Source organism: Rhodococcus sp. BUPNP1 (assembly GCF_002215235.1).
Taxonomy (GTDB): Bacteria; Actinomycetota; Actinomycetes; order Mycobacteriales; family Mycobacteriaceae; genus Rhodococcus.
On record NZ_NERM01000009.1, the window covers coordinates 37,445 to 48,400 of the forward strand.

10 protein-coding genes and 1 tRNA gene are annotated in these 10,956 nt (G+C 63.0%); 7 read left to right on the forward strand and 4 right to left on the reverse strand.

Features of this window, described 5'->3' with window-relative positions; all coding sequences use genetic code 11:
* Positions 1-440 precede the first annotated feature (440 nt).
* The 4 genes from B9C99_RS11400 (at position 441) to B9C99_RS11420 (ending at position 5,887) form a co-directional block, all read left to right on the forward strand.
* Positions 441-2,651 (forward strand): AAA family ATPase, encoded by a 2,211-nt coding sequence (locus B9C99_RS11400; protein WP_088897897.1) that lies wholly within the window; start codon positions 441-443, stop codon positions 2,649-2,651.
* Between the two features lie 321 nt (positions 2,652-2,972).
* Positions 2,973-3,308 (forward strand): hypothetical protein, encoded by a 336-nt coding sequence (locus tag B9C99_RS11405; RefSeq protein ID WP_143543551.1) that lies wholly within the window; start codon positions 2,973-2,975, stop codon positions 3,306-3,308.
* Positions 3,309-3,875: 567 nt separating this feature from the next.
* Positions 3,876-4,511 carry a recombinase family protein gene (locus B9C99_RS11415; RefSeq protein WP_088897900.1) on the forward strand — a complete coding sequence of 212 codons (636 nt, stop codon included), beginning with the start codon at positions 3,876-3,878 and terminating at the stop codon, positions 4,509-4,511.
* Entirely contained in the window at positions 4,511-5,887 is a 1,377-nt protein-coding gene (locus B9C99_RS11420; RefSeq protein WP_088897901.1) for a tyrosine-type recombinase/integrase, read from the forward strand. Before B9C99_RS11415 ends, B9C99_RS11420 begins: the two co-directional genes overlap by 1 nt.
* On the opposite strand, the gene B9C99_RS11425 is transcribed toward B9C99_RS11420, so the two are convergent.
* From B9C99_RS11425 to B9C99_RS11440, 4 genes are all read right to left on the reverse strand, one after another.
* Complete coding sequence (locus B9C99_RS11425; protein ID WP_088897902.1) at positions 5,884-6,792, reverse strand: Dam family site-specific DNA-(adenine-N6)-methyltransferase; 909 nt, start codon at positions 6,790-6,792, stop codon at positions 5,884-5,886. The genes B9C99_RS11420 and B9C99_RS11425 overlap by 4 nt on opposite strands.
* Complete coding sequence (locus tag B9C99_RS11430; protein WP_088897903.1) at positions 6,792-7,631, reverse strand: EcoRV family type II restriction endonuclease; 840 nt, start codon at positions 7,629-7,631, stop codon at positions 6,792-6,794. Before B9C99_RS11430 ends, B9C99_RS11425 begins: the two co-directional genes overlap by 1 nt.
* Before the next feature lie 160 nt (positions 7,632-7,791).
* A tRNA-Gly gene (locus B9C99_RS11435) sits at positions 7,792-7,862 on the reverse strand.
* An 87-nt stretch (positions 7,863-7,949) separates the two neighbouring features.
* On the reverse strand, positions 7,950-8,774 hold the full coding sequence (locus B9C99_RS11440) for an oxygenase MpaB family protein (protein WP_088897986.1): 825 nt from the start codon (positions 8,772-8,774) through the stop codon (positions 7,950-7,952).
* 109 nt (positions 8,775-8,883) lie between these two features.
* Here B9C99_RS11440 and B9C99_RS11445 point away from each other — a divergent pair, with 109 nt between their 5' ends.
* From B9C99_RS11445 to B9C99_RS11455, 3 genes are all read left to right on the forward strand, one after another.
* Positions 8,884-9,519 carry a TetR/AcrR family transcriptional regulator gene (locus tag B9C99_RS11445; RefSeq protein ID WP_088897904.1) on the forward strand — a complete coding sequence of 212 codons (636 nt, stop codon included), beginning with the start codon at positions 8,884-8,886 and terminating at the stop codon, positions 9,517-9,519.
* A gap of 34 nt (positions 9,520-9,553) precedes the next feature.
* Positions 9,554-10,144, forward strand: a complete 591-nt coding sequence (gene dcd, locus B9C99_RS11450) for a dCTP deaminase (RefSeq protein WP_016696219.1) — start codon at positions 9,554-9,556, stop codon at positions 10,142-10,144.
* 79 nt (positions 10,145-10,223) lie between these two features.
* Complete coding sequence (locus B9C99_RS11455) at positions 10,224-10,952, forward strand: DUF5995 family protein (RefSeq protein WP_143543552.1); 729 nt, start codon at positions 10,224-10,226, stop codon at positions 10,950-10,952.
* Positions 10,953-10,956: the final 4 nt, after the last annotated feature.

Genomic DNA, 10,956 nt, shown 5'->3' on the forward strand with positions numbered 1-10,956 from the left:
GGTGCTGCCGCCGGGGAGCTTCCGGTTGTGTACGGCGGTGAGAGGCCTGGTGCGGTACCCGGCAGTGCGGTTGCTGGGTGGCGCATCGCGGGGGCTTGGCTGCCCCGGTGGCGGGCTTGTATGGCCGTTGGGCAACCCCGGCAGGGCGGCCCGGAAGTCAACCGCTGCAAACGAAAAGGACGTGTCCGGTGTGAACCGGACACGTCCCCTTCCAGTCCGAGCAAGAACCGTCGAAAGTGCTGGCACGGGCCACTGACCAGCGTACCCGCGCAATCATCGGAAATCTGTTTCAACACAAGGTATCCCAGAAATAGCGTAGTAGCCTAGTGGGTGCCGTATACGCAACGCCCGCCCTGGTGTAGCGACCGGGGCGGGCGTTGTCTTCAGATTCCGAGTTCTCATCTCGGATTCCATCGCTACCATCCAGAAAGCGACCGAACATGACTAAACTTACCAGTAGAAACGGCACGCCACAATCGTGGAATTCGCAGGAGTGCAAACGAATCCGGACTGAAGAGTTCGTTATTGCTGCGAAGGAATTGGTTGCTCTCGGATGGCACCCGATCCCGCTTGGAGGGGAGAAGGGTAAGGACCTTCTCGTGAAAGGGGTAACCGGACATGAGGGTGTGGACGTCACTGACGAAGACACCTTTCGTCGGTGGGCTGACCAGTGGGCTACGGCCAAAGACGGCCTGAACCTGGCAACGCGAATGCCGGTCGGCGTGATCGCTCTGGACGTTGACTGCTACGGCGGTAAGCCGGGGGCCGAGACCATCTCAGCACGTGAGGCCGAGTGGGGGACGCTTCCGCCTACATGGACGATCACCGCTCGGTGTGACGGCAGCGGGAAGATGCTGTTTCGTGTGCCGGACGACTGGGTGGGCGTAGGCGTCGTGCCCATGCGGGACGGCAAAAACGGGTCTGGTGTAGAAGTCCTTCAACGGCATCATCGTTACGCGGTCGTGCCGCCGTCGATCCACAACGTAGGGCCGGTGCGGGTATTCGGCCCGGACGGCGACGAGTGCGGTCACCTACCGACGCCTGGTGAGCTTCCGATGCTGCCCGACGCCTGGCTCGCCGGTCTTTACAAGCACCGTCAGGAGTTGGAGCGCGAACGCGCCGCCGATCCCGACGACCTGATCGCGTCGTTCTCTGACGGGCTGATGACCGACGCAGTGCAGAAGGCAATGCAACAAGTCCTCGACGCGCTCAGCTCAGGTGCAGGTCGCCACGACACCATGAACCAGAAGATGTTGGAGCTATTACGCCTCGGCTGGGGTGGAGCATCGGGGGTGAAGCTCGCCGTCCAGATGGTGCGCACCGCATTCGTGCAGGCGCTCAGCGGCGAACGCGGCGAGCACGCGGCGCGCAGTGAGTTTGATCGGTCTCTTAAGGGTGCGGCTGAGATCGTCGCAGCGGCCGGACCGTCTGTGGCGCACGCATTTCAGCCCGGAGGTGCGTGGCACAAAGACTCCGCGTGGATTCCTGACCTTGAGAACCCCGACCTGATGAAGCGCGGCGTAGTGGAGTCGGCCGGCGAGGCTCCAACAGGTCGGTTCGCGCCGGTCAGCGCGGGCGACTTGGCGCAACCGGTCCCACCGATGGAGTGGCTGGTTCGGGGTGTGTGGCCGCGTCATTCGTTCGGGCCGATGGGCGGTGAGAAGAAGACGCTCAAGACGTACAACCTGCTCTCCGTCGCGGTTGCTGTGGCGAGTGGTGCGGCGTTGTTCAACGAGTTCAAGGTGGAATCTCAGGGCCCGGTGATCTACTACGTAGGCGAAGGTGGGCGTGCGCCCTTTCAGCGGCGGGTGCAGGCCATCGCCCGTGCGTACGGTGTGGACCTTGCCGACCTGCCGCTGCACGCGGTATTTGAAGTCGGCTCGCTGGATGCGCCGGACTTCACCGACGCGCTCAAGCGCAACCTGGATGACGTTCAGCCCGAGCTGGTCATCCTTGATCCGCTGTATGCGTTCCATCCGGCTGGGGTGGAAGCACAGAACCTGTACGAACGCGGCCGGATGCTGGCTGCGTTGTCCGCGCAGACGGCGAACGAGACCGCGCTGATTGTGGCCGACCACTTCCGGAAGAGCGGTTCTGCTGACCTGGACCTGGACTCCATCGCGCAGTCGGGGATGGGGCAGTGGGCCGACAGTTGGATTCTGCAAAAGCACCGCGACGCTCCCGATCTTGCAGGCGGCAAATATCAGCTTGCGGTGGAGTTCGGGTCGCGGCAGTGGGGCGGTAGCCGCTGGGAACTGGACTGGCAGCTTGCCACCGCTGAGCAGGTTGAGAACGGTGACGAGGGCAGCGCGGCGATCAGTTGGGAGATCCGGCGCGGTGACGGCACGACCGGAGACCGGAAGTCCGGTGGCAGGCGCGGTGCCTCGGAAAGGCGGGCGCGGATTCTGGAGCTGATACGGGAGAAGCCCCTTGCCTACACGAAGAGTCAGCTTGTGGACGCTGTCGGCGGGAACCGAAAAGCGGTCAAAGAGGAGATCGAGCAGTTGGAAAGCGTCCGGCAGCTGCTCGTGAAGGATGCTCCTGGCCGCGAAGGAACGCGCGACGTTGTACGCCCGAGATACAGCTTGGGGCCGGGGCTGACCTTCAAGATAGTGCCGACGGACGACGGTTTCAGCTATGACGAGGGCTGACCACGCGGGCGCGGCAAACCAACTCGGCCCCGCCCTGTGGGCCGAGTTGGGTCAGGTTGGACCGAGTTGCCCAAAACCCCTGGCCACGGGCTTAATCAACTCAGCCCGCAACTCAACCCGACCCGTGAGCCGGGGACTGGGTGGTGTGTGGCCGGGCAACTCAACCCGGCCCACGCAAACCCTTAGGGCCAGGTTGGGTTGGGCCATGTTGCCCAGGGCCGTTGAAAACAAAGAAATTACACGATCCGTCGAGGAGAAGTGGAACTGACGATGGACTTTCCAAAGGTTGGCACACGGGGTCGTCCCCGTGAGGAACGAGCGGTGGAAGGCGCAGTGTTGGCGTACCGCGCCGTGGCGGAATGCCTTACAGCGGGCAAGGTGCCGAACGTGAAGACGATCAGCGAACACGCGGGAGTCTCGGCGACAGACCGCAACCCGGCCAAGCGAGTGTTCTTCTTCCACCTCGGACGGGAGCTGTGCGTGGAAGCGGGACTGCTGGACGTGAATCCTAGCGGGCTCTCCAAGGTGTATTCGCTTGCAGGCAAGATACTTACCGACGCAGAGGTCATGGCTGCGGTGGCCAATATCATCACGCCGGAAGCGGTGGCGCTCCCGGAGAGCAGTCGGAAGCGAATCCAACGAGAGGGCCAAAAGTGATCGAGTGCCACCGAGTACGTGATACCGAATTCAACTGGGACTGTTGCTGCCTCGTTGCTGGTGGTGGCGGAATGTGTGCGTCTCTGCCCGGTGGGACGCCGCTTACGCGGGGTGCCTTGTGACGCGGCGCTGGGCGTGGGTCTACGAGGAGCTGCGCGACCTCCAGCGTGCCGACGCCGACGACCTCCGCCGCGAGGCCGAGGAAGAAGCCGCACCCTTCGTCCCGCGGACTGAACCGCCCGTCCCGGTTGACGAGGTGGTGGACCTGGGGCTCATTCCGTTTGAAGACGCCGTGGAGCGCGTCCGGCGTACCAGCCCACCACCGCCCCGGCGCGCACGCCGCACCCACCGCACATAGGGCCGCTGCGCCCGCCCAGCCATCGCCGCATCGGAACAGTAGGGCGGCTGGGCGGCACGGGCTGGGGCGCGGCACAAGTCAACCAGCGGGGGCGTTGACCTGCTGTTACGCGCTGGCATCGAACATACGTTCGAGGTAGGTTGTGGGGTGCAGGGGTGCAGGCAACATCGCGCCCCCTGCACCCCGCAACGGCAAGGGAGGCAACGGATATGAGAGTCATCGGGTACGTGCGAGTGAGCACCAAGGATCAGGGTGTGAGCGGCCTCGGTTTGGAGGCTCAGCGGGAATCGTTGGAGCAGTGGTGTTCCCAGCGTGGGCACGAGCTGCTCACTGTTACGACGGACGTCATCAGCGGGGCCAAGACGGACGCCATGTACGGGCGTGAGGTTGCCATCGCCGCCGTGGAGAACGGGGTCGCTCAGGCATTGTTGGTGCGGGCGCTGGACCGCGTCACCCGCGACCAGCTGGACGCCGCTCAACTGATGAAGCGCGCCGAACGCTACGGCTGGCGACTGATGGACTGCGAAGGTGCAGACAGCGGCGAACCCAGCCAACGCTTCGCTGCGGACATCCGCCTGGCGATGGCCGCTGAAGAACGGCGCAAGATTGGTACCCGCACCCGTGAGGCCCTGGACACCAAACGGAAGAGGGGAGAGCCTGGCCTGGTCAGCACCAGCGCGCAGCGCCGCATCCAGATCCTGCGCTCAGAAGGCCTCGGGGCGAAGGCGATAGCCGCACGCCTCACCGAAGAAGGCATCCCCACGGCCACCGGGGGCAATACGTGGCACTACTCGTCGGTGCGGCGTGTGTTGCGTCGCCTGGCTGAAGAGAAGGCGGTGGCCTGATGGCACACGTGCAAAAGCGCATCACCAGCACCGGCCAGACCCGCTACGTGGTCAAGTACCGGACGCCGGACGGCAAGCAACGCAGCAAGGGCGGCTTCACCACGAAGAAGGACGCCGAGGCCTACGCCAACGAGGTGGACTACACCCAGCGGCGCGGCAGCACGTGGGACCACCGCGCCGGAGCGATGACATTCGGTGTAGCGGCGGGGGAGTGGTTGGCGTCCCGGCACGACCTGAAGCCGCGTACCCGCGCCGAGTACGAGAATCTGCTGCGCCCCAAGACGCGCGGCCCCATCGCTACACGCGAGCTGTCCATTGCGGCTACGTTCGCTGGCTACCCGCTGAACGCCATCACCCGGCAGCAGATCAGCGAGTGGGTGCAGCGCATGGTCGCCGCAGGCAAGAAGCCGTCCACGGTTCGTCACGCGTACTTCGTCGTGCGGATGGTGCTGGCGCAGGCCGTGGTGGACGGACGGCTCACCGACAACCCAGCCGACTACGTGAAGCTCCCCAGCGAACACAGCACCAACGGCGGAGCGCCCGGCGTCGTGGACGACCCGGACCAGTTCCTCACGGCAGAGCAAGTGCAGGCGCTCACAGCAGCGACGCCCTGGCCGTACAACGTCTACGTCCACGTGGCGGCGTGGGCTGGTCTGCGCGCGGCTGAGTTGGCGGGGTTGCAAGTGGGCGACGTAGACCTGCCCGCGCGGTCGCTGAACCCGAACGCGCGGCCCAAGCCTGGAACCCTGCGGGTGGAGCGGACCGTCATTACCATTGACGGCCAGCTGCTGTACGACACCCCCAAGACGCGGGGGAGCCGGCGACGAGTCCCTCTCACCCCCGCGACCGTGGACCTGCTGCGCGATTACCTGGCACGGCACCCCCGCCGTGACGAACCCACCGCGCCGCTGTTCCCGGCTGGCACCCTGGCCGCGCAGAAGCCCACCGGCAAGAAGGCCACCGACGCCACCGGTAAACGCATCGTCCCCAAAGCGGAGGACGCACTGGCCGCACTCCCCGTGGACGAAGCCGAAGCGCGGCTGAGCCTGGACTGGCACGCCCTGCTCCGTCACCAGACGTTCTACAAGTCGGTGTACCGGCCCGCCGTACTGCGGGCTAATCGGTTCACGCCCAGGGTTGCGCTACCGCCCGCGCTCAAGTTCCACGCGTTGCGGCACACCTACGCCAGCCTGTGCGTGGCTGCGGGCATACCGCCGTTGGAGATCGCGCGGTTTATGGGGCACGCCAAGGTCACCACCACGCTCAGCGTCTACGCGCACCTGTTCGCTGACGACCACTCCGACGCTATGGCCGCACTGGGGGCGATGGGACAACCGGTCGCGGCTGGCGGGAACGTAGTGCCGATTCGTGCCTAGAATAGGGTGTCTTCGCCTTCATCGATAAGAACCGAATCTTCTGCCATTTCCGGCGTCGACTTGAGGCTCAGATCGGGTGAGTGAATCAATGCCTCGGTTACCCCCTTGCGATTCTCGATCTGTCCCCCAACATGGTAGAAATGTTCCTTGGTAACAACGGGGTAGTCTGCCCAAATTTCTGTAAGATAGTCATTCCGCCGATAGTCGTTGTGAGACCAAGTGCTTAGGATAAACGACGCCGGAGAGCTTGATAATGCCTCGTGCAACGCGATTTCGTCGTCATGTGTCCATCCGTTGTAGTAATCAGCATGACGGTCGATATAGGGAGGATCGCAGTAGATCAGATCCCCTGCTTTGGCTTCGCTGATGGTATCGCGGAAACTCTGATTTCTAAACTCGAAAGACCCGTGATTTAATATCTGCGAGATGTTTCGAACTTGATTGCTGATTTTAGTCACATATGCTTGAGCGAACCGGTTCGGCTTCCGGCAAAAAGGAACGTTGAATCCACCCTTTTTGTTAAATCGAATCATGCCGTTAAAGCAGGATCGGTTCAGAAATAGGAAATCCATCGGATCGTGCGTGGCATTGAAGCGCTCCCGTATTTCGTAGAAGTGCGCTTCCCCTATTTCCAGTAACTTTGCACCCTCTTCGGTGAGGAACTGTTTAGCTCTCGGGGCCGTAATATCTCCGGATAAAACGCTCTGATAGAAAGCGATCAGGTGAGGGTTGGAGTCTGCCAGGAGGGCTTCTCCCTTTGCCAGGTTGAAACCGACGCAGCCTGTGCCCATGAAGGGCTCGATCCAGCGCCCATTCAGGTCTTCCGGAACGAGCGAAGAGATGAACGGGACAAGCTTCGTCTTAATCCCCTGCGACTTGATCGGAGGAACAATGATTCGGGGCATTACTGCTTACTCCTGAGTCCGCGTTTAGGTACGATTAGCTCGATTGGGCCGCCCTTGTATTCGACAAAATCAACAAGGCTTGTGATCTTCTTGGTCTTTCCGTCCTCGGTCGTCATAGAAATTTTCCCGAAGTTCATCCAGTAGTCGTCAAACCACTCCTCACCGAGCTTCGAGAACATGCCTCGCTCGGCAAGTATATCGTCGATGTGGTTGATGCTCCCGATGTTCGCGGTGTTTCCGCTGCCCCCTTTGTCACTTGCTATCCGCCATTTTTCGGCAACAAAGAAGTCAATGTTGGAGATGACGGAAACGATTGATTCCAGATCGTCGAGCCCGAGTCTCTTGGTTTCGTCTATATCTTTCTTTACCGCACGGTCATAGAGTACGCCAAGGCAAAAATGACCGTCGTACTCACTATACGGGAACTGGATATTCTTGGTTGATGTTCTGTCGGTAAAGTACATCCCGTGCGAGCCGAGTGTGAATCCATTGCAATATCCGGGTTTTCCGGGCACTCGGTACGTTGTCTTAAGGTCAACTGCAAACTTGATGCTGGGATTGTCGGCGTCTACGAACGTTAAATCTGGATAGTAGTTTTGGTGGTCGGCAAGCACGATGCGGTAATTATTTGTGTTTGCGAACTCTAATAGGAGCGGAAAGAGGTGAATTTCGAGGATCTTTGAGACAATTTTAGTGTCAGAGGAAATGGTGTAGACGTTTCGGTAGACATCAACGAATCCCTTGATGGTCCAATCGCCCTTTTCGGTTGAGATCCCGTCTCGGAACGTGCCGACAAACTCTTTCAGGTCTGACTCGAACTGCGAACGAACTGACGACATCCGAAACTCGACTCCTCCGTGGGGCGGTTGTTGCCTGACATGCTCTCATAGCAGGCCGACACGACCTTTGCTGAGCGGGAGGTACTGCCGAGGTACCGCCTACGCGGAGAACAACGAAGGCCCCGACTGCGCAATGCGCTTACCGGGGCCTTCGTGTGAGAGCCGATGACGGGAATCGAACCCGCGTATTCAGCTTGGGAAGCTGATGTTCTACCATTGAACTACATCGGCACGCTGGGCTTTTGCCGATTCTCACCGACTCCGGCCCGAGCTTTCGGAGCAAACTGTAGCAGACTCTCAGGGTCGATCGCGGGACCCCTAGACCAGGGATCGGCCCGTCCGGATCCGCCACCGCATGTCGGCCAGCAGCACGCGGTAGGGCAGCTCCCGCACCGCGACCGGCAGCCTCTTGTTCACCACACCGAGAGCTCGCATGACGCGGTCGAAGCGACGCTGGTCGCTCGGCGTCCACGGCAGCAGCATCTGCTCGCGGAACAGCTGCGGCAGGAAGCCGGCGGTGAAGAACAGGTTGAGCTTGCCGAACAGGGCCGGGACGGGCTGGGGCAGGAACTCGATCCGGGCGATCGACAGCAGGTGCTCGCGGATCGTGTCGTCGATCTTCACCTTGTGGAGGTTGTCCTCCCAGTACTGCTCGAACGCCGCGCGGTCCTTCGGCCACATGTGCTGCGGCACCTGCAGTGTCGTGCCGAAGGTCGCGCCGTTCTGATAGAAGTACTCGATCGCGTCGTCGGGGATCGGCCCGTACAGCGCGCGGTGCACGTCCTCGAACCCGCGGTAGATGCACGACGCCACCCACAGCTGCAGTTCCGGGTCCATCGCGTTGTATTCGACCGGGCTCGACTCGGTGGAGCGCACCTGCGCGTGGGCCTTGTTGACGCCGCGACGGAACAGGCGCTTCTCGTCATCGGTGCCGCGTGCTGCAACGGCGAGATAGGTGAGGGTGGTGCGGGTGCGCTTGATCGGGTGGTCGAACAGCCGTCCCGACTCCACGCGCGACTCGTAGACGCCGTAGCCGACACCGGGCCACGACAGCTGCATGATGATGTTCGCTGCTCCGGCGGCCAGGCCGAGCCCGTCCATCGTGTCGTCCAGGCCGACGGGCTTGTCGACGGTCGTCGTCATCGGATGTCCCTCCATCGTTCGAAGTGACCACGACTGTACTCAGATGCGCGCCGACGGTAAAGACCGGAGGTTGCGCGGAACGGAGACCGGACGCTGCGAAGATAGGGGTATGGCAACTGGACGGCTCTACGGTGGACGCGCAGGCGAGGAACGACAGGCCGATCGGCGAGCGCAGCTGATCGAGGCCGGTCTCGACCTCCTCGGAGCTGCCGACGGCGAAGCCACGCTGTCGGTGCGCGGTGTCTGCAAGCGCGCCGGTCTGGCGTCGCGCTACTTCTACGAGAGCTTCGCCGACCGCGACGAGCTCACCGGTGCCGTCTACGACCACGTCGTCCAGCGCATCGCCGAGAGCACCCTCGCCGCCGTGACCTCGGCACCCGCCGCCGACGACCGCGCGATCGTGCGGGCCTGCGTCGAGAACATCGTCCGCGAGATCGACGAGGACCCGCGGCTCGGCCGCATGCTGTTCTCCGTCAGCCAGGCCAACACGCAGCTGGCGAAGCGGCGCCTCGACTCGACCCGCATGTTCGCCGGCCTGGTCACCGCTCAGGCCGAGAACATCTACGCCATCACCCCGAGCCCCCGGCTCGACCTCGCGGCGCACTATGTCGTCGGCGGACTCGCCCAGGCGCTGACGGCCTGGCTCGACGGCACCGTGCCGCTGAGCCACGACGATGTCGTCGAGGAGTGCACCGAACTGCTGCTCACGATGTCGACGCAACTGCGGCGTGACTCGGCCACGTAGAAACCCTCGACCGGGAGATTGTTAACCTCTACTCGTGCTGCTCTCCGATCGCGACATCCGCGCTCAGATCGCCTCCGGGCATCTGGGCATCGACCCGTTCGATCCGGAGCTCGTGCAGCCGTCGAGTGTCGACGTCAAACTCGACAGCCTGTTCCGCGTCTTCAACAACACGCGCTACACGCACATCGACCCGGCGAAGCAGCAGGACGAACTGACGTCGCTCGTGCAGGTGCCCGAGGGCGAGCCGTTCGTGCTGCACCCCGGCGAGTTCGTGCTCGGGTCGACGATGGAACGGTGCACCCTGCCGGCCGATCTCGCCGGCCGCCTCGAAGGCAAGTCGTCGCTGGGCCGGCTCGGTCTGCTCACGCACTCGACGGCCGGGTTCATCGACCCGGGCTTCGACGGGCACATCACCCTCGAGCTGTCCAACGTCGCGAACCTGCCGATCACGCTGTGGCCGGGCATGAAGATCGGTCAGCTGTGCCTGTTCCGGCTGACGAGCCCCGCCGAGCACCCCTACGGCAGCGCGAAGGTCGGGTCCAAGTACCAGGGCCAGCGCGGGCCCACGCCGTCGAAGGCGTACCTGAACTTCGTGCACAAGCACCCCGACGCGCGTCCCAGCTAGTTCTTCCCCGCCCCGCGGTTCTTTCCGGGACGGCAGCTGCGGGTCCACAATGATCCTCATCCGCACGGAGGAGGGGACCGTGGCGCTGCACGCGAACGACATCGACGAGGTGATCGGGATCCTCGACGGCATCGTCGACGAGACCGCGAAGAGCGGTGATCCGCGGGGATGTTTCGCGGCCGTCTACCGGCAGATGACCCTGGCGGTGAAGGCCGGCGTCTTCGCGGACAAGGACCGCATGAACAGTATCGACACCCTGTTCGCGAACCGCTACTTCGAGGCCTACGAAGCGGCCACACCGACCAGGGCGTGGCAGATCGCGTTCGATGCCACGAAACAGGGCCGGCTGATCGTGCTGCAGCACCTGCTGCTGGGCATCAACGCGCACATCAATCTCGATCTCGCCGTCGTTGTGGGTGAGAACCTGTCGGGTGACGAACTGGACGCCTTCCGCGCCGACTACGACAAGATCAACGGCATCATCGCGGGGGTGATGCCGAAGGTGCGCGACGCCATCGAGTCGTTCTCGCCCCTGATCAAGATCCTCGAACCGGTCGACGCGGTGCACCCGGTCCTCGACTTCGCCTTCGACCGCGCGCGGGACAACGCGTGGGTATGGGCCGAGATGCTGTCGCAGATGGATGCGAACCTGCGCCCCGCTGCGATCGACGTCCTCGACCGGAACGTCGCCGTGCTCGGCAGGGTCATCGCACGCCCCGACCCGCTGACGTCGGCCCTCGTCGGCCTCGTTCACAACACCGAGAGCAAGGACATGCGCCGGATCATCCGGACCCTCGACAACCTCTGACGAC